We start from the raw sequence: 18,056 nt of genomic DNA on the forward strand, positions 1-18,056 counted from the left end.
GATCTCTCCGGCGCACTTGAGGTTTCAGAGCTTCAGTGAACTCTCGACCACGTCGGCCAGGGAGTGGGCTATCTCGTGGGCGGTGTCCGAGGACTCCGCTTCGACCATCACCCGGACCAGGGGCTCGGTGCCCGACGGGCGGAGGAGGACTCGGCCGGTGTCGCCCAGGCGGGTGGTGGCTTCGGCGACGGCGGACTGGACGGCTGGGTCGGTGCCGGCGCGGGACTTGTCGACGTTCTTGACGTTGACGAGGACCTGCGGGAGGCGGGTCATCGCGCCGGCCAGGTCGGCGAGGGACTTGCCGGTCTGGGCGACCCGGGCGAGCAGGTTGACCGCGGTCAGGGTGCCGTCGCCGGTGGTGGCGTGGTCGGACAGGATCACGTGCCCGGACTGTTCGCCGCCGAGCTTGTGACCGCCGGCCTTCATCGCCTCCAGGACGTACCGGTCGCCGACCTTGGTCTGCTCGACCGCGATCCGCTCCCGCACCATCGCCTGGACGAAGCCGAGGTTGCTCATCACGGTCGCGACCACGGTGTCGTTCGACAGCCGGCCGCTGTCCCGCATCGCCAGCGCCAGTACCGCGAGGATCTGGTCGCCGTCGACGAGTTCGCCGTTCGCGTCCACCGCCAGGCAGCGATCCGCGTCGCCGTCGAGCGCGATGCCGACGTCCGCGCGGTGCCCGACCACCTCGCGCTGCAGACCCTCGATGTGCGTGGATCCGCAGTTCAGGTTGATGTTCAGCCCGTCCGGCGCGGCGGCGACCGAGATCACCTCGGCACCCAGCCGGCGGAGCGCCTCCGGGGCGGTCTCCGAGGCGGCGCCGTTCGCGCAGTCGATGACGACCTTCAGCCCGTCGAACCGGTTCGGCGCCGAGCGGACCAGGTGCGCGACGTACGTCTCGAAGCCCTGGCCGTCGTCCGTCACCCGGCCGACAGCCGCGCCGGTCGGGCGCTGCCACTCCTCGCCCATCCGGGCCTCGATGGCGTCCTCGATCACGTCGTCGAGCTTGATCCCGCCGCGGGCCAGGAACTTGATGCCGTTGTCCGGCATCGGGTTGTGGCTGGCGGACAGCATCACACCGAGGTCGGCACCGGTCGAACCGGTCAGGTACGCGACGGCCGGGGTCGGCAGTACGCCGAGCCGGACGACGTCGACGCCGGCGCTGGCCAGACCGGCCACCACGGCGGCTTCCAGGAACTCACCACTGGCACGCGGATCCCGCCCCACAACGGCGCGTGGCCGGTGCCCTTCGAAGGCACCGGCCTCGCCGAGTACGTGAGCTGCCGCGACCGAGAGGTCGAGCGCCAGCTCCGCGGTCAGGTCCACGTTCGCCAGGCCACGGACTCCGTCCGTACCGAACAAACGCCCCATCAGATGATCAGCGCTTGCTGTACTGAGGCGCCTTACGGGCCTTCTTGAGACCGGCCTTCTTGCGCTCCTTGATCCGCGCGTCGCGGGTGAGCAGACCGGCCTTCTTCAGACCCGGGCGGTTCGCCTCGAGGTCCGCCGCGTTCAGGCAGCGGGCCACACCGAGCTGCAGCGCACCGGCCTGGCCGGTGATGCCGCCGCCGTTGATCCGGGCGATCACGTCGTACGAACCCTCGAGGCCCGCGACGACGAACGGCTCGTTCACGTGCTGCTGGTGCACCTTGTTCGGGAAGTAGACGTCAAGGTCCTTGCCGTTGATCTTCCACTTGCCGGAGCCCGGGACGATCCGCACGCGGGCGACGGCCTCCTTGCGGCGACCAGTGGCGCCGGCCGGGTTGATGACCGCGACCCGACCCGTCTCGGCGCGCTGCTCCGGAGCCGGGTTCGTCTCGGAGGTGTAGGCGACCGGGCCCTCGCTGTCGATGGGGACCTCGGGGTCGAACTCTTCGGTCTCGGTGGTGATGTCGCTCACGCTGTGAATCCTCGTTTACCTGGTTCGTCGATCGCTTACTGGGCGATCTGGGTGATCTCGAACGGCTTCGGCTGCTGGGCCGTGTGCGGGTGCTCCGGACCGGCGTACACCTTCAGCTTGGTCAGCAGCTTCCGGCTCAGGCGGTTCTTCGGGAGCATGCCCCAGACGGCCTTCTCCACGGCCTTACGCGGGTCCTTGTCGAGGATCTCGCCGATCGGCGTGGCAGTCAGACCACCCGGGTGCCCCGAGTGGCGGTAGGCCAGCTTGTCGGTCCGCTTCGTGCCGGACAGGGCCACCTTGGAGGCGTTGACGACGACGACGAAGTCGCCACCGTCAACGTGCGGGGCGAACGTCGGCTTGTGCTTGCCGCGCAGCAGGGTTGCGATCTGGACGGCGAGCCGACCGAGCGTGACGTCGGTGGCGTCGATCACGTGCCACTCGCGAGTGACGTCAGCAGGCTTCGGGCTGTACGTGCGCACGGTCGTTGACCTTCGTTTCTCAGAGATTGACTAGAACTGGACGTCGGCGAGCGGTCAGCCGACAAGACAGACGTCTGTACTGGACCTGATACGCACAACAGCAGCCCAGAATACCGGCGACGGCAGGTGCGGGTCAAAGTGAGCTGACCCGCCGAACCGACCCCGGCTTGGAACGAGCTGAGGACCGCACTAGTTTAGCGGTGAAGATTGCAGTCCAGACCCGCGTCCCGCCGGCTGATCTACCCTCATTCATCCAGGCGATGACGCCAGCTTCCGAAGAGGGCATCGTGACCGAACAGTCGCTCACCGTCCGGGACAACCGGACCGGCAAGGACTACGACCTTGCCATCACCGATGGCACCATCCGTGCCGCAGATCTCAAGCAGATCAGTGCATCCGACGGAGACGGTGGCCTGGCCACCTACGACCCCGGCTTCGTCAACACCGCTTCCACCCGTTCGTCCGTCACCTTCATCGACGGCGACAAGGGCATCCTGGAGTACCGCGGGTACCCGATCGAGCAGCTCGCCGAGCAGTCCAACTACCTCGAGGTCGCGTACCTGCTGGTGAACGGCGCGCTGCCGAACAAGGCGGAGTACGAGGCCTGGGCACACGACGTGACGTATCACACGTTCGTGCACGAGAACCTGAAGACCTTCATGCAGGGCTTCCGGTACGACGCGCACCCGATGGGCATGCTGCTCGCGTCCGTGGGCGCGCTGTCCACGTTCTACCCGGAGTCGCGGGAGATCTTCAACGAGGAGTCGCGGGCGCTGCAGATCCGCCGGCTGATCGCGAAGATGCCGACGCTCGGCGCGTTCGCGTTCCGGCACGCGCAGGGCAAGCCGTACGTCTACCCGGACAACGAGCTCAGCTACGCCGCCAACTTCCTGTCGATGCTGTTCAAGATGAGCGAACCGAAGTACGCCGCCGACGACCGGCTGGTGCGTGCGCTCGAGATCCTGTTCATCCTGCACGCCGACCACGAGCAGAACGCCTCCACCAACGCGGTCCGGGCGATCGGCTCGACCCAGGTCGACCCGTACAGCGCGGTCACCGGCGGCATCGCGGCCCTCTACGGCCCGCTGCACGGCGGCGCCAACGAGGCGGTCCTGAAGATGCTCCGCCGGATCGGCACCGTCGACAACGTGCCGGCGTTCATCGAGGGCGTGAAGAACGGCGAAGAGCGGCTGATGGGCTTCGGCCACCGGGTCTACAAGAACTACGACCCGCGGGCGAAGATCATCAAGAAGGCCGCCGACGACGTCTTCGAGGTCACCGGCATCAACCCGCTGCTGAAGATCGCCGTCGAGCTGGAGAAGATCGCGCTCGAGGACGAGTACTTCGTCTCCCGCAAGCTCTACCCGAACGTCGACTTCTACTCCGGCCTGATCTACGAGGCACTGCAGTTCCCGCCGGAGATGTTCACCGTCCTGTTCGCGATCCCGCGGACGTCCGGCTGGCTGGCCCAGTGGCTGGAGATGCTCGGCGACAGCGACCAGAAGATCGCCCGCCCGAAGCAGATCTACACCGGAGCCCGCGGCGTCCAGTACGTCCCCATGGGCGACCGCTGACCCGTTCTCCCCACAGCCGCCGCGAATCGGACACCGCTTCGCGGCGGCTGTCTTTTGGCCGCCTCCGGCGGCGTGCGCGGGCCGTGAATCCGAGCGAAGGCAGTCGGCGCCAGGATCAGGCTCCGACGCGCCGGGAACGGACTCGGCTGCGCGAGCGGCAGTAGGGATCAGTCAACCTCGACCACAAGGGCCCGGAACTGCCCTCGCGCTCCGGAGATCCGGGAGTAGTCGCGCCAGGTGAGGTCATAAGAACCGGCCAGCTGGATCGGGTCCATTCGGTTCTTCACGGTGCCTGCACCGGTGTTCGGTCCCCAGGCGCGAAGCCCGGACAGGGCACTTCCCTCGTAGATGCGGAAGGCCGCAGCATTGGTGGCGCGGCCGTGGGTCGGCGCGCGCCAGTACAGCGGGTCATTCGTGATCGCGATGAAGACGCCGGTCCAGTTGTTTCGCTGACGAACGAACCGCTCGAGTCGGCCAATGTCCTTCACGGCGTCGTACGCCCGAACGTCCTGTGCACCCTGGTTCTTCAGGGCGAACTTCTCGCCGGCGTACTCACCGCTCCAGAGGGCGGTCAGATACTTCAGTTCTATCGCCGTGTGTCGATCAAGATCAGAGCGCGACAGGAGCAGGTCCAGGCGAACGTTGGGTTCAGGATGAGTCTCGAGGCGCACCTGTAGCGCGGGATCGAGACGGTGAGCTTCCCAGGCGAATGCATGTTGCAGATCGGCCTCGGAATGGAAGACCGGCCGGTGCCGAACCATCGCGGCAAGTACGTCGTCGAGCGGCACACTCGTTGCGATCTTCACCATCAGTCGTCTCCTTCAACACGCCGGACTGTTTCGCGCGGGCCGGCTGCGACGCTCCGACACGCAGCACCCGGCGCCGGGGGCCTCCGCGCGTGACCGCAGTCCGCGCACGCCGCCGGAGGCGGCCGATGGGTGGCCGCCGCGGAGCGGTGACCTTTGGGGGTGCTCAGGTGGTTAATGTGTAGGGAATTAACCAACTTAGGGGTATTGCTCTCTTCTGTAGGCAGGTTAATGCTTTCACCATGAGCAGGGAAGGGCGTACGACGCTTCGGGACGTGGCTGCGGCCGCGGGGGTGTCGGTGGCTACCTGTTCGTACGTTCTGAGCGGCAGGGCGGATCGGACGACGCCGTTGCCGGAGCCGACGCGGCAGCGGGTGCAGGAGGCTGCCCGGCGGCTCGGGTACAAGGGCAACACGGCCGCCCGGAGCCTGCGCCGGCAGCGGTCGGAGTTGATCGCGATCGTGTACGCGCCGCCGGTCGGGCCGTGGCTGGACCAGCTGACGTGGGAGTGCGAGGACGTCGCCGCCGCGCACGGGTACTCGGTCATCGGGGTCCCGGTACGGCGTCTCGACCGGGCGGCGCAGTCGCTCCGGGTGATCACCCGCGGGCACGTCGACGGCGCGATCTTCGTCGGTAGCCTGAGCGACGACCTCGATCTGACCGCGGCCCGCCGGTCCACCCGGGCGCTGATGGCGTTCAGCGACACGCTGCGGATGCCCGGCGTGGACGTGATCCGCAACAACGCCCGGTCGGCGCTCGCCGAGGCCACGACGTACCTGATCGAGGCCGGCCGGGAGCGGATCGCGTTCCTCTCACACAGCAACGCCCGCGAGGACCGCTACCTCGGGTACGTCGACGCCCTGCAGCGCGCGGGCCGCGCCGTCGACCCCGACCTGGTCCGGGTCGGCGCGGCGTCCCGGGAGGACGCGGTGCTGGTGGTCCGCGACCTGCTGGCCGGGCCGAATCCGCCGGACGCGATCGTCTCGGAGTCCGACCGGGGCGGGTTCGCCGCGCTGCAGGCCGCCGCGGACCGGGGCGTGAAGGTGCCGGACGACCTGGCCGTGATCGGCACCGGCAACACCCGGGAGGCGACGTACTCCCTGCCGCCGCTGACCAGCGTCGGCATGCACCAGCTCGAGTTCGCCGAGATGGTCGAGGCGCTGTTCGCGCGTATCGACGATCCGACGCTGCCGGCCCGGGAGCTGTTGATGCCCTGGGTGCTGAACCACCGCGCATCCGCGTAGCCCCTGCGCCGGGTGCTTCCGCCGTACCGCCGTTCGAAAGGTTTGTCATGCCCCCTGTCAGCCATGCCGTCAACCGTCGTTCGTTCCTGCAGCTGGGGCTGGGCGTCACCGTGCTCGGTGCCGTCGGCTGCTCTCCCGCGAAGCCCGCGTCGAAGAAGGAGGACAGCCGGACGTTCACGATCTACTGGAACGCCGGCCACGGGTACAAGGCGTACCAGCAGGTGATCGACCAGTTCGGCAAGGACCACGACCTGCAGATCAACTGGCAGAAGTTCCAGTGGCCGGACCTGACCACCAAGCTGACCGCGGATTTCCGTTCCGGAAATGTTCCGGACCTGGTCGAGGAGGTTTCCGCCGGCACCGGGACGCAGTACGGGCTGGCCGGGAACGTGCTCGCGCTGGACGACTTCGCCGCCGCGGACAAGGCCTTCGGGTTCCCCGGCGACTACCTCGACCAGGCCGTGGTCGCCCGGCAGTACGAGGGCAAGACGTACTCCGTCCCGCTGCACCTGACGGCGAACGGCCTGCTCTTCTACAACAAGGCGATGATCGGCACCGCGCCCACGACGTGGGACGAGTTCCTCGACGCGGCGAAGTCGGCCACCAAGGACAAGGTCTCGGGCTGTTCGCTGAACTCGGACCCGAGCTACGCGGCGCCGTACTACGACCAGCAGAAGGTCGACTTCAGCGACGTCGCCGCCAAACAGTTCATGCAGCCCGCCGACGACGCGCTGAAGGCGATGCAGTTTCTGCAGGACCTGATTTACACGCACAAGGTCTCCCCCGCGCCGGTTGCGACCACCGACTACTCGGGCCCGCAGAAGCTGTTTTCCGCGAAGCGTGCCGCGATGTTCGTCTCGGGTCCGTGGGACATCGGCCCGATCCGCCAGGGCAGCCCGGACATCGAGCTCGGGCTGGCGGAGCCGCTGACCGGGACCGTGCAGTCCGCGGCGATGGCCGGCTCCGGGCTGATGATCCCGTCGAAGGCGAAGGACCCGAAGCTGTCCTGGGAGCTGATCACCCGGCTCGGCGCGGTCAAGACCGAACTGGCGGCCACCAAGGAGGCCGGCATGTCCATGCCGCGGAAGAGCTGGGCCGCCGACCCGTCCGTCGCCGCGGACCCGAACCTGGCCGTGATCGCGAAATCGCTTTCCGTCGTAGCGAAACAAGATATCGCGCTGTCGGCGAGCGGGAAGGCCGCGCAGATCCAGGACCTCTGGAAGAAGGCGTACCAGCAGATGATCATCCAGCACGCGCCGGTCGGCCCGACGCTGGACGACTTCCGCAAGCAGGCCGGGGCGGCGCTGTGATCCGTCGCCGCCAGGCGATGACCGCGTGGCTGTTCCTCACCCCGGCCGTGCTGTTCTTCGTCCTGCTGTTCTTCCTCCCGATCGGCAACCAGCTGCTGACCGGCGCGTACGACTCCGACGGGACCTCGTTCGTCGGCCTGGCCAACTTCAGCCGCGCGTTCGGCGATCCCGAGGTCCTGCACTCGTTCCTGATCACGCTGGTCTACGCGGCCGGCACCTTGGTCGTCGGTACGGCGGTGGGCCTCGGGCTGGCGGTGATCCTCAACCAGTCGCTGCGCGGGCGGACGCTGTTCCGCTCCGTGCTGCTGATCCCGTACCTGACGTCGGTGTCGATCATCGGCCTGCTCTGGCGGAACATCCTCGACCCGCAGGTCGGCATCCTGAACCGGTTGCTCGAGGCAATCGGCCTGCCCGGGCAGACCTGGCTCAGCACGCATCCGCTGGCGACGATCGTCGGCATCACGGTCTGGTCCAGCGGCGGGTACACGATGGTGCTGTTCCTGGCCGGCCTGCAAGGGATTCCGGGCCTGTACTACGAGGCCGCGCGGATCGACGGCGCCGGGCCGTGGCGGCGGTTCTTCGCGATCACGCTGCCGCTGCTCGCGCCGACCACGCTGTTCGTCTCGATCATCGGGCTGATCAGCACACTGCAGCAGTTCGCCCTGCCGTACATCGTGACCGGCGGCGGTCCCGGCAACGCGACCTCGTTGTACGCGCACCGGCTGTTCATGGTCGCGTTCAACGACAACGATTTCGGATACGCCTCAGCACTTTCCCTGCTGCTGCTGGTCGTCGTCCTGATCCTGTCGCTGGCGCAGCTGCGGATCGGAGACCGGGCCGATGCGTGAACGACTCTTCCCCGGTGACCGCGTCGCGGCGTACGTCGTCCTCGTCGCGCTCGCGCTGGTCACCGTGCTGCCGCTGCTGTACATGATCGTGCTGGCGCTGCAGAGCGACGGCGAGGTGCAGTCCGGGGATCCGGTGCTCTGGCCGGCCCACCTGCAATGGGGAAACTTCACCCGGCTGTTCGAGGCCGCGCCGTTCGGGCGGTTCTTCCTGAACAGCTTCGTGATGGCGGGCGCGATCACGGTGTCGCACCTGATCTTCGACCCGCTGGTCGGGTACGTGTTCGCGAAACTGGAGTTTCCGGGCAAGCGAACCGCTTTCGTGGCGGTGCTGTCGACGCTGATGGTGCCGTTCTTCGTGCGGATGCTGCCGATCTACTCGATCTTCGCCAGCCTGGGCTGGATCGACACCTACCAAGGGCTGGTGGTGCCCTTCCTGATGGATGCCTATGGCATCTTCCTGATGCGGCAGTTCATCCGGCCGCTGCCGGACGAGCTGCTCGAGGCGGCCCGGGTGGACGGGGCAGGCGAGTTCCGGATCTACCTGCGGGTGATCCTGCCGCAGTGCAAGCCGGCGCTGGCCGTACTCGGGCTGTTCACGTTCGTCTTCCAGTGGAACGAGTTCCTCTGGCCGCTGATCGCCACCAGCCGGACCGAGATGCGGACGCTGCCGATCGGGTTGACGCTGTTCAACCAGGAGTACTTCACGCAGTGGAACCTGACCGCGGCCGGCGCGCTGATCCTGTTCGTGCCGACCGCGTTGTTCTTCGTCGTCACGCAGAAGTTCCTCGTCGAGGGCATCGCGCTCTCCGGACTGAAATGAGTAGCTCTTGACGCGCCCCAATGTGATCGTGTTCTTCACCGACCAGCAGCGCTGGGACACCGTCGGCGCGGCCGGCTGCCCGCTCGGGCTGACGCCGAACCTCGACCTGATGGCCCGCCGCGGGACGATGTTCGAGACCGCCTGCACCACGAACCCGGTGTGTGCGCCGGCCCGGGCGGCCATGCAGACCGGTCGTTTTCCGACCAATGCCGGCGTTTTCCGAAACAACATTCCGTTGCCTTCCGACGCGCCGACCCTGGGCCGGCTGTTCGGCGCGGCCGGCTACCAGACGGCGTACATCGGCAAGTGGCATCTGGGGACGACGGACCCGGTGCCGGCGGAGGAGCAGGCCGGGTACGACTACTGGCTGGCGTCCAACCTGCTCGAGTTCACCTCCGACGCGTACCGCACCGTGGTCGCCGACGGAAACGGCGAACACGTTTTCCTCCCAGGTTTCCGGCCGGACGCGCTCACGGACGCCGCGATCCGGTACGTCACCCGCGCGTCGGCGGAGGACCGCCCTTTCCTGCTGTTCCTGTCGCTGATCGAACCGCACCACCAGAACGAGCACGACGACTACCCGGCACCGGAGGTCTACCGCGACACCTACACCGGCGCCTGGCTGCCACCGGACCTGGCCACCCTTCCCGGTACGGCGCACCAGCACGCGGCTGGGTACTACGGCCAGATCAAACGCGTCGACGAATGCCTGGGCCGCCTCCGCGACGCGCTGACCAGCCTCGACCTGAACGACGACACGCTCCTGCTCTACACGTCGGACCACGGCTCGCACTTCAAGACGCGGAACAGCGAGTACAAACGCTCGCCCCAGGACGGCTCGATCCGCGTACCCCTGGTGGTCGAGGGGCCCGGCTACCGCGGTGGCGCGCGGGTGACGAACCCGGTCAGCACCGTGGACGTCGTACCGACGCTGCTCGACGCGGCCGGCATCGCCTTGCCGCACGACCTGGACGGCGTACCGCTGCGGGAGTCCCGGCGGGACGCCGTACTGATCCAGGTGAGCGAATCGGAGGTCGGCCGGGCGCTGCGGACCGGTCGCTGGAAGTACTACGTGCACGCACCGGACGCCGGCGACGTACCAGCGGCCGACCACTACACGGAGCGGGCGCTGTACGACCTGGAGGCCGACCCGTACGAGCTGGACAACCTGATCGACAGCGCCGGCCACCAGGAGGTCGCGACCGAGCTACGGGAGCGCCTCATCGACGAGATCGCCACGATCGAGGGCCAGACGGTGACCGTGACGCCGTACCCGGACGTTCGGGACCGGGCGCGGTTCCCGGAGACCACCGTGCGGCGGCTGAAGCTGGACGGGCGCCGGCTGGAGTACTGAATTGGAGATGGCCCCGGGCGGGCTCTGCAGCCGCGGTCCGGGGCCATCCGGCGCCTCTGCGTCCTAGGACGCGGACGGGGCGTCCGCCGGTTCCCGCAGGTGGCTGACGAGTTCGTCGACCTGGCCGCGAGCGCGGATCATCGCCAGGTGGTCGATGTAGTCCCGGGACTCCACGATCAGGCCGTCGCGGACCCGGAGGATGAAGATCGCCGGCACCCGGAACGGCTCGCCGGTCGCCACGACCGTCCCGGCGTACTCGAACTCCGCGACGATCACCTCCGGGTCGGTCGTGTGGTGGACGCGGATGTTGTCCGGCTGGAAGCGCACCACCTCGGTCACCCGCGGGCCGACGCCGCCGAAGTGCTCGCGGAGCGCGTCCCGGCTGAGCAGCGGTCGGTCGCCGTACGGGTTCATCGGGTGCCGGACGTCGGTCTGCTCGGCGTACAGCTCCGGCAGTACGGCGAAGTCGCGGTCGGCGACGCCGTGGACCAGCTTCAGGAAGACCTCTTCGGGAGTCATCGGATTCCTCACGGGAGTTAAACGGAGTGACGACTATCAAATATATGGAGTAGTGACTTCGTTTACAACCGGATCAGCACTCCGGGCGTCTTCTAGGCTGATGGCTGCGGAGGGGCGACGGACGGGAGCTGGGGTGCGGGCAGACGCGCGGGACAACCGGGCCAGGATCATGACGGCGGCGGACGAGGTCTTCGGACAGTCGCCGGCGGCGTCGACGGACGACGTGGCGAAGCTCGCCGGGGTCGGGATCGCCACGGTGTTCCGGCACTTCGCGACCAAGACCGAGCTGCTCGAGGCGGTCCTGACGCTGCGCCTCGAACGGCTGCGGGACCGGGCGCTGCAGCTGGCCGGGAGCGCGGATCCGGGCGCGGCGTTCTACGAGTTCTTCACCCAGGTGGTCTCGGAGTCGGCGTCCAAGCTGGCGATCGCCGAGGCCCTGACCGCGTCCGGCGTGGCGGCGGCCGGCGAGGAGGCCCGGGCGGCCGGGCACGGGATGCGGGAGGCGTTCGACGGCCTGCTCACCGCCGCGCAGAAGGCCGGCGCGGTCCGCCCGGACGCGCACTTCCCCGAGGTGTACGCGTTGCTGATCGGCTCGTCCCGCGGCGCCACCGCGGCCAGGCTGGACGCCGAGACCCGGGACCGGATGCTCGCGCTCGTGTACGACGGCCTGAAGCCGCCTACGTGAAACGGCGACCCTGGTCACGCCCGCGCCGCATCACGGTCGCGGTCGTCCTGGCGATCGTCCTGCTGGTGGTCGCACCGCTCGGGACGTACGCGATCTCGCTGCGCGTGCAGTACGCCGGCGACCCGTCCGCGGACGCCCGGACCCGGGGCCAGGACGCGCTGTGGCTCGGCCATGCATGGGTCGACGGCCGGAAGACCGCCGCCGACGTCACCACGCTGGCAGATCACCTGAAGGACACCGGCATCCACGACCTCTACGTGCACACCGGCCCGCTGGAGCACGACGGGTCGTTGCCGCTGGCAAAGGTCTCGCCGAAGGCCCGCTGGTTCGTCGACGCGATGCACGCGGCGGTACCCGGCATCCGGGTGCAGGCGTGGCTCGGCGACGTCGTACGGCCCGGCAAGAATCCGGGGATGAACCTCGACGACCCGGTGGTACGCCGACAGGTGGTCGCGTCGGCGGAAGCGGTTCTGCAGCAGGGGTTCCAGGGCATCCACTACGACTTCGAGCCGGTCCGGTCCGGGTCGAAGGGGTATCTCGCGGTACTCGACGAGACGCGTGCGCTCGGCACCACACTGTCCGTGGCCGCGGCGCAGATCGACCCGCTCTGGTACCTGCACGCGATCCCGATCGAGAAGTGGTGGTCGCAGGACTACTTCCGCCAGGTCGCTGAGCGGGTCGATCAGATCGCCGTGATGACGTACGACACCGCGATGCCGCTCGAGTCCCTGTACGGCGGATACGTCGCCAAGCAGACCGAACTGGCCCTGGAGGTCGCTCCGACGGCCACGGACGTCCTGATCGGGCTGCCGGCGTACTGGGAGAACAACCCCGCCCACTGGGGCCACGCCGAGACCGTCAGCGCCGCAGTCCGCGGCGCCCGGCTCGGCCTGGGCACTTCCGACCGCAAGAACTTCGGCCTGGCCCTGTACGTCGACTTCGCCGCCACCGACGCGGACTGGACGGCGTACCGCAACGGTTGGTGCCTGCAGCCGTAAAAGGCCCTAGCGGGCGCGGTCCACGCGGCCTTCGTCCCAGACGGGTTCGGTTGGTTCGTAGACGGAGCCGTCGGCGCCGAAGACGAGGTAGCGGTCGAAGCCGCGGGCGAACCAGCGGTCGTGGGTCACGGCCAGGACAGTGCCGTCGAAGGCGTCCAGGCCCTCCTCCAGTGCCTCGGCGGACTCGACATCCAGGTTGTCGGTGGGCTCGTCGAGCAGGAGCAGCGTCGCACCGGAGAGCTCGAGCAGGAGGATCTGGAAACGGGCCTGCTGACCACCTGACAGGCTGTCGAAGGTCTGCTCGGCCGCATGCGCCAGCTCGTACCTGTCCAGCTTCCGTGACGCCAGCTCACGCCCCATGCCCTCACGGTGGTCGTCACCGCGGTGCAGGATCTCCAGCAACGTCTTCCCGACCAGCTCCGGGTGCTCGTGCGTCTGCGCGAACCAGCCGGGCCGTACGCGCGCGCCGAGCTTCGCGTTGCCCGTATGCGCCACCGGTGTGATCTGCACGTCCCCGATCGGCTGGTGCTCCACGTCCGGGTCAGAACCGCCGGCCGCCAGCAGCCGGAGGAAGTGCGACTTCCCGGAGCCGTTGGACCCCAGCACGGCCACACGCTCGCCGTACCAGACCTCCAGGTCGAAGGGCTTCATCAAGCCGGTCAGCTCGAGCCCTGTGCACACGACAGCCCGCTTACCGGTACGGCCGCCGGTCAGCCGCATGCTGACCTTCTGCTCGCGCGGCAACGCCTGCGGCGGACCGGCCTCCTCGAACTTACGCAGCCTCGTCTGGGAGGCGCGATACCGCGACGCCATGTCGGAGTTGTACGCCGCCTTCTGCTTGTACATCAGCATCTGTGCGCGCAGTTTCGCGTGCTCCTCGTCCCAGCGCTTCCGTAGCTCCTCGAAACGCTCGAACCGGTGCCGCCGGGCCTCGTGGTACGTCGCGAAGCCGCCGCCGTGCGTCCACGCGTTGTTGCCGGCCGCGCCGAGCTCCACCGTGACGATCCGGGTAGCGGTGTTGGCCAGCAGCTCCCGGTCGTGGCTGATGTACAGGACGGTCTTGTCCGACGTACGCAACTGCTCCTCGAGCCACCGCTTCCCTGGTACGTCGAGGTAGTTGTCCGGCTCGTCAAGGATCAGGACCTGCTCCGGCCCGCGCAGCAACGCCTCCAGCACCAGGCGCTTCTGCTCGCCGCCGGACAGCGTCTTGACCTCACGCCAACGGCAGCGGTCGAACGGGATCCCCAACGCGGCCGTCGTACAGACGTCCCAGAGCACCTCGGCGTCGTACCCGCCGACTTCGCCCCAGTCCGCCACCGCCTGCGCGTACTTGAGCTGGGTCTTCTCGTCGTCGGCCTCCATCATCGCCAGCTCGGCCTTGTCCAGCTTGGCGGCCGCCTCCCGGATCGCCTCCGGCGCAACCCCGAGTAACAGGTCCCGCACGGTCGACTCGTCCCGCACCGACCCGACGAACTGCCGCATCACCCCGAGCCCGCCCGACCGCGAGATGCTCCCGCTGTGCGGTTTCAGGTCACCCGCGATGATCCGCGTGAGCGTCGTCTTCCCCGACCCGTTCGCCCCCACCAGCGCGACCTTCGCCCCGTCCCCCACCCGAAACGTGATGTCGTCCAGCAACACTCGCCCGTCCGGCAACTCGTACCCGACCCCGGCGACATCCACGTGACCCATTGCCCCAGTCTGTCAACAGTCCACGGACCGGGCGACCGGTTATCGCCGGGCGCCCCCGGTCATTCCCTATGATCGGGTGGAGCCAGGTGAGGAAGAGGTGCGATGGACGGGCAGGAACCGGACCGCCCGGCCGGGCGGGCGAAGGCACCGGACGAGGCGGAGCTCAAGCGGCTCCGGGGGTTCCTCGGGAGCGCCACCGGCCCCGGTAGCCACGGCGTGTACAAGAGCACAGGCGAGCGGCCGGACAACGTGCGGCGGCTGCAGAAGCCGACGCCCAAGCGCGAGATCGACTGACTACCAGCCCTGCAGCGCGTTCAGATAGGTGCTGCCGGACGGTCGGACGGCGCCGACCATGAACAGCTTCAGCGGCGCGGCGTACAGGCCGTAGATGTGGGTCCCGGTGAAGAACCCGGGCGACTCGCACCCGTCGTACTCCACCCAGATCTCCCGTACGCCGTCTGCCGTGTCGAAGCGCAACACGATCGCCTCGGCCGGCTTCGCGGTCTGTGGGGCGCACTTGAAGACCGGGAGCTCTGGGTTGCGCTCCGGGAGGCCCCTGATCGCAGCGACCACCTGCCGCGCGGCAGACGCGTCGAACGACTGCTGGCCGAGCACCGTGCCGTCGGACAGCTTGTAGCGGCACGCCGTCATGCCTGTCACCGGCGTGCTGAGGTCAAGACCCGTGCCGGCGGGCAATGCGTTCGGTCCTGCGGCCCGCTGGATCGCGGGGGCGCCAGGGCACACGCTTTGCAGCCGTGGGCCGACGATTCCGGGGCTGCCCTTCGCCGTGCCCGCAGCAGGAGCCGACGCAGCATCGCTGTGGCTGGAGGCGACCGGCGACTGGCTACCGACGAGCCCCCACACGCCACCTCCGACAGCGGCGACCAGCACCGCGCCGGCTGCCGCCGACCACGCCTGCCGGCGCCGGTGCACCCGGCGACGGGCTTCACGCGCCAGGCCGCTTTTCTGCATGCCGGTGAGGTCCGCGTGGTCCTGGAGCGCCGAGGTGATCTTGGGGCCGAGCTCCTGCTCAGGGTCGTGCTCAGGCATCCTCGGCTCCTTCCGTGTCGCTCAGTGTGGTCTTCAGCGTCGCCAGGGCTCGGTGCACGTGCGACCGTGCCGTCGCTTCCGCGCAGTGCAGCAGCTGGGCGATCTCGGCCTACGACAGCTCCTCGTAGAACCGCAGTACGACGGCTGCCCGTTGTTTGTCCGGCAACGTCGCGCACAGGTCCCAGATGGCGTCCGCCTCCGCCCGCTGCGCCGTACCGTCCGGCACTGCACGCGCCGTCCTTACCGGGTCGTCGACGGGAGCCTCCCGCCGCCGGAACCGCCGCCACCAGGAGATGTGCGCGTTCACCACCATCCGCTTCACGTACGCCTCTGGGTCGTCCGCCCGGCTCACCCGCCCCCAACGGGCACAGGCGGTCGTCAGGGCGTCCTGTACGGCGTCCTCGGCCAGGTTGGAGTCCCCGGTCAGCACATAGGCGAACCGCAGCAAGGCGTCGGCCTTCTCGGTGACCCACGCCTCGAAGTCGACGGGTTCGACCCGCACCTCCGCTGCCGCCAAGGCTGCCTCCATGTCCTCAGGACGGCGCTGTACCCGCGTTCGTTGCACGCAGAACGCGGAAACCCTTCGCGCTGGCGACACGGGTGCAGGGATAGCCCTGATCGGTCATCCAGCGTTGCAGGGAGTCGCCGCCCAGGTTCTTGCCGACGACGAACCATCCCACGCCGCCGGGGGCAAGCCGGCCGAGCCACTGCAGGAGCATCTTGTGCAGCTCGGCCTTGCCGATGTGGATCGCCGGGTTCGACCAGATCTGGTCGAACCGCACGTCCTCGGGTACGTCGTCCGGCACCGCGACCCGCACCCGGTCCCCGACGCCGGCCGCCTTCGCGTTCAGCTGGGCGAGCTCCAGCGCCCGGTTGTTCACGTCGACCGCCCACACGGTCGCGTCCGGCGCCTCCACCGCCAGCGCGCAGGCGATCGGCCCGTACCCGCACCCGAGGTCCAGGAACGTCCCCGCGCCGGACGGGGCGTCCACCGACCGCAACAGGACCGACGTACCGATGTCCAACCGGTCCCGTGAGAACACCCCGGTCGCCGTCGTGAACACATACGGCCTGTCCCAGATCCGCGCCTCGACGGTACGCCGTACGTCCGCGGAAGCAGGGTCCGCCGAAAAGAAGTGGTCACCCACGCTGATGTACCTCTCCTCGCACCTGCCGCGCCTGCAACGCTCGGGCGGCCAGCTCGTCGTCCGCCGGGTACCGCACTTCCTCCAGCGTGAGTCCATGCGCCGGTAGCACCGACACAGCCGAGTCCCGCACCTTTCCGGCGAGTACTGCTCCCGGCCACGCTACGTCCCGCCGCCCGTCCCCCACAGGGATCATGGAACCGACCAAGGCGCGCACCATCGAGTGGCAGAACGCGTCCGCGATCACAGTGCCCTCCAACAGCCCGGGGCCCGTCCGCTGCCACGCGAACTCCAGCAAGGCCCGTACGGTGCTAGCACCCTCACGCTTCTTGCAGAACGCGGCAAAATCGTGCTCCCCCAGCAGCCTGGCCGCCGCTGCGTTCATCCGGTCCACGTCCATCGGCCGCCCCACCCGCAGCACGTAGCCGCGCATCAGCGGGTCCCAGCCGGCCGGATCGTCGCACAGCCGGTACACATACCGCCGGGCCAGCGCCGAGAACCGGGCGTCAAAACCCTCTGGAGCCGCCACCACGGCCGTCACAGCCACGTCCGCGGGCAGTACGCCGTTCAGCCCTCTGAGGAGCCGTAGCGGGTCCACAGAGCCTTCGACGTCGACATGGGCGACCTGGCCGCGAGCGTGTACGCCGGTGTCCGTCCGCCCGGCACAGGTCACGGTCAACGGCTCCGGCAGGCGCAGTACGACCCGCAAGGCCTCCTCGAGCGAGCCCTGCACGGTCCGGAGACCTTCCTGACGGGCCCACCCGTGAAAGGCCGCTCCGTCGTACCGAAGATCAATCCGCCAGCGCACACGCCAATCTAACGCAACGAGGCCCCCGCACCGTGCGGTGCGGGGGCCTCGTCGGCAGCGTTACTTGTCGTCGGCGTCCGAGCCGCCGGCCTTGGCGAAACCAGCCGCCTCGGCGTCCTCGGCGGTCTTGAACCAGACCTCGGCGACGGTCTTCTCGTACCACGGGGACTCGGTGGTGTGGTACTTCATCGAGTCCTCGTTGCCCTTGACCGTGTAGCCCTCCGGCGCGGAGCCGTCGGCGTTCGGGGCGGCGGAGTTCTCGTACTTGCCGGCCACGACGTCCTGCACCGGGGCAGCGTCCTCGGCCGGGGCGTCCTCGACCTTGTCCTCGACCTTGGTCTCGGCCGCGGCGGCCTTCTTCGCGGGAGCCTTCTTGGCGGCGGTCTTCTTCGCCTTCGGCGAGTCGGACAGCGCCTCGACCAGCTCGATCTTCACCATCGGGGCGTTGTCGCCCTTGCGCGGGCCGAGCTTGGTGATCCGGGTGTAGCCGCCCGGACGGTCGGCGTACCGCTCGCCGATCTCGGTGAAGAGCACGTGCACGACGCTCTTGTCCTTGATCCGCTTCATCACCTGGCGGCGGGAGTTCAGGTCACCGCGCTTGGCCTTGGTGATCATCTGCTCCGCCAGCGGCTGCAGGCGCTTGGCCTTGGCCGCGGTGGTGGTGATGGCGCCGTGCTCGAACAGCGACGTCGCGAGGTTGCTGAGGATCAGCTTCTCGTGCGCCGGGCTGCCGCCCAGGCGGGCACCCTTGGTGGGGGTTGGCATCTCGTAACTCCAGGAATCTAAGGCCCGTCGGGCCGAAGGGATGTAGGGCCCGACGGGCCTTG

At 68.7% G+C, this 18,056-nt stretch carries 20 protein-coding genes and 1 pseudogene; 9 read left to right on the forward strand and 12 right to left on the reverse strand.

The window, feature by feature from the left end; translation table 11 throughout:
- Nucleotides 1-24: 24 nt before the first annotated feature.
- From glmM to rplM, 3 genes are read right to left on the reverse strand one after another with little or no spacing between them, the layout of a single operon-like run.
- Complete coding sequence (gene glmM, locus AB0M51_RS34490) at nt 25-1,371, reverse strand: phosphoglucosamine mutase (RefSeq protein WP_344191728.1); 1,347 nt, start codon at nt 1,369-1,371, stop codon at nt 25-27.
- A 7-nt stretch (nt 1,372-1,378) separates the two neighbouring features.
- Nucleotides 1,379-1,900 (reverse strand): 30S ribosomal protein S9, encoded by a 522-nt coding sequence (rpsI, locus tag AB0M51_RS34495; RefSeq protein ID WP_344191726.1) that lies wholly within the window; start codon nt 1,898-1,900, stop codon nt 1,379-1,381.
- A 35-nt stretch (nt 1,901-1,935) separates the two neighbouring features.
- Nucleotides 1,936-2,379, reverse strand: a complete 444-nt coding sequence (gene rplM, locus AB0M51_RS34500; protein WP_131286311.1) for a 50S ribosomal protein L13 — start codon at nt 2,377-2,379, stop codon at nt 1,936-1,938.
- Between the two features lie 287 nt (nt 2,380-2,666).
- On the opposite strand from rplM, the gene AB0M51_RS34505 reads away from it, so the two are divergent.
- Nucleotides 2,667-3,953: a citrate synthase gene (locus AB0M51_RS34505; RefSeq protein WP_344191724.1), complete on the forward strand. Its 1,287-nt coding sequence runs from the start codon at nt 2,667-2,669 to the stop codon at nt 3,951-3,953.
- Nucleotides 3,954-4,120: 167 nt separating this feature from the next.
- Here AB0M51_RS34505 and AB0M51_RS34510 read toward each other — a convergent pair whose 3' ends face one another.
- Nucleotides 4,121-4,762, reverse strand: a complete 642-nt coding sequence (locus tag AB0M51_RS34510) for a hypothetical protein (protein WP_363752187.1) — start codon at nt 4,760-4,762, stop codon at nt 4,121-4,123.
- 239 nt (nt 4,763-5,001) lie between these two features.
- Here AB0M51_RS34510 and AB0M51_RS34515 point away from each other — a divergent pair, with 239 nt between their 5' ends.
- Genes AB0M51_RS34515 through AB0M51_RS34535 form a run of 5 tightly spaced genes read left to right on the forward strand, consistent with a single transcriptional unit; the run spans nt 5,002 to nt 10,335 of the window.
- A complete protein-coding gene (locus AB0M51_RS34515) occupies nt 5,002-6,003 on the forward strand; it encodes a LacI family DNA-binding transcriptional regulator (RefSeq protein WP_363752190.1) in 1,002 nt (333 codons plus the stop codon).
- A gap of 47 nt (nt 6,004-6,050) precedes the next feature.
- Complete coding sequence (locus tag AB0M51_RS34520; protein ID WP_344191718.1) at nt 6,051-7,313, forward strand: extracellular solute-binding protein; 1,263 nt, start codon at nt 6,051-6,053, stop codon at nt 7,311-7,313.
- Nucleotides 7,310-8,161 carry a sugar ABC transporter permease gene (locus AB0M51_RS34525; protein ID WP_344191716.1) on the forward strand — a complete coding sequence of 284 codons (852 nt, stop codon included), beginning with the start codon at nt 7,310-7,312 and terminating at the stop codon, nt 8,159-8,161. The genes AB0M51_RS34520 and AB0M51_RS34525 overlap by 4 nt, the downstream gene beginning before the upstream one ends.
- Entirely contained in the window at nt 8,154-8,981 is an 828-nt protein-coding gene (locus tag AB0M51_RS34530; RefSeq protein WP_344191713.1) for a carbohydrate ABC transporter permease, read from the forward strand. Before AB0M51_RS34525 ends, AB0M51_RS34530 begins: the two co-directional genes overlap by 8 nt.
- Before the next feature lie 7 nt (nt 8,982-8,988).
- Nucleotides 8,989-10,335: a sulfatase-like hydrolase/transferase gene (locus tag AB0M51_RS34535; protein ID WP_344191711.1), complete on the forward strand. Its 1,347-nt coding sequence runs from the start codon at nt 8,989-8,991 to the stop codon at nt 10,333-10,335.
- Between the two features lie 63 nt (nt 10,336-10,398).
- Here the strand turns inward: AB0M51_RS34535 and AB0M51_RS34540 are convergent, their stop codons facing one another.
- Nucleotides 10,399-10,854, reverse strand: a complete 456-nt coding sequence (locus AB0M51_RS34540) for a nuclear transport factor 2 family protein (protein ID WP_344191709.1) — start codon at nt 10,852-10,854, stop codon at nt 10,399-10,401.
- 133 nt (nt 10,855-10,987) lie between these two features.
- On the opposite strand from AB0M51_RS34540, the gene AB0M51_RS34545 reads away from it, so the two are divergent.
- Together AB0M51_RS34545 and AB0M51_RS34550 are read left to right on the forward strand one after the other, a co-directional pair.
- A complete protein-coding gene (locus AB0M51_RS34545) occupies nt 10,988-11,539 on the forward strand; it encodes a helix-turn-helix domain-containing protein (RefSeq protein ID WP_344191707.1) in 552 nt (183 codons plus the stop codon).
- The gene (locus AB0M51_RS34550) at nt 11,536-12,537 is read left to right on the forward strand and encodes a hypothetical protein (RefSeq protein WP_344191705.1); all 1,002 of its coding nucleotides are present in this window, start codon (nt 11,536-11,538) and stop codon (nt 12,535-12,537) included. The genes AB0M51_RS34545 and AB0M51_RS34550 overlap by 4 nt, the downstream gene beginning before the upstream one ends.
- Nucleotides 12,538-12,543: 6 nt before the next feature.
- On the opposite strand, the gene AB0M51_RS34555 is transcribed toward AB0M51_RS34550, so the two are convergent.
- Nucleotides 12,544-14,226, reverse strand: coding sequence for an ATP-binding cassette domain-containing protein (locus AB0M51_RS34555; protein ID WP_344191703.1), 1,683 nt, complete (start codon nt 14,224-14,226; stop codon nt 12,544-12,546).
- A 102-nt stretch (nt 14,227-14,328) separates the two neighbouring features.
- Between AB0M51_RS34555 and AB0M51_RS34560 the strand changes: the two genes are divergently transcribed.
- Nucleotides 14,329-14,520, forward strand: a complete 192-nt coding sequence (locus AB0M51_RS34560; protein ID WP_344191701.1) for a hypothetical protein — start codon at nt 14,329-14,331, stop codon at nt 14,518-14,520.
- Here AB0M51_RS34560 and AB0M51_RS34565 read toward each other — a convergent pair whose 3' ends face one another.
- The 6 genes and pseudogenes from AB0M51_RS34565 to rplQ form a co-directional block, all read right to left on the reverse strand.
- On the reverse strand, nt 14,521-15,276 hold the full coding sequence (locus tag AB0M51_RS34565) for a hypothetical protein (protein WP_344191699.1): 756 nt from the start codon (nt 15,274-15,276) through the stop codon (nt 14,521-14,523).
- The gene (locus tag AB0M51_RS34570) at nt 15,269-15,379 is read right to left on the reverse strand and encodes a hypothetical protein (protein WP_363752391.1); all 111 of its coding nucleotides are present in this window, start codon (nt 15,377-15,379) and stop codon (nt 15,269-15,271) included. The genes AB0M51_RS34565 and AB0M51_RS34570 overlap by 8 nt, the downstream gene beginning before the upstream one ends.
- A gap of 6 nt (nt 15,380-15,385) precedes the next feature.
- On the reverse strand, nt 15,386-15,793 hold the full coding sequence (locus tag AB0M51_RS34575; RefSeq protein ID WP_363752201.1) for a sigma factor: 408 nt from the start codon (nt 15,791-15,793) through the stop codon (nt 15,386-15,388).
- Nucleotides 15,794-15,809: 16 nt separating this feature from the next.
- Nucleotides 15,810-16,424, reverse strand: coding sequence for a methyltransferase (locus tag AB0M51_RS34580; RefSeq protein WP_344191695.1), 615 nt, complete (start codon nt 16,422-16,424; stop codon nt 15,810-15,812).
- Complete coding sequence (gene truA, locus AB0M51_RS34585; protein WP_344191694.1) at nt 16,417-17,229, reverse strand: tRNA pseudouridine(38-40) synthase TruA; 813 nt, start codon at nt 17,227-17,229, stop codon at nt 16,417-16,419. The genes AB0M51_RS34580 and truA overlap by 8 nt, the downstream gene beginning before the upstream one ends.
- 402 nt (nt 17,230-17,631) lie before the next feature.
- Nucleotides 17,632-17,994 (reverse strand): annotated as a pseudogene (gene rplQ / locus AB0M51_RS34590) (50S ribosomal protein L17); the annotation flags it as partial.
- Nucleotides 17,995-18,056 lie beyond the last annotated feature (62 nt).

The sequence above is a fragment of the Kribbella sp. NPDC051137 genome, from assembly GCF_040682535.1.
GTDB lineage: Bacteria > Actinomycetota > Actinomycetes > Propionibacteriales > Kribbellaceae > Kribbella > Kribbella karoonensis.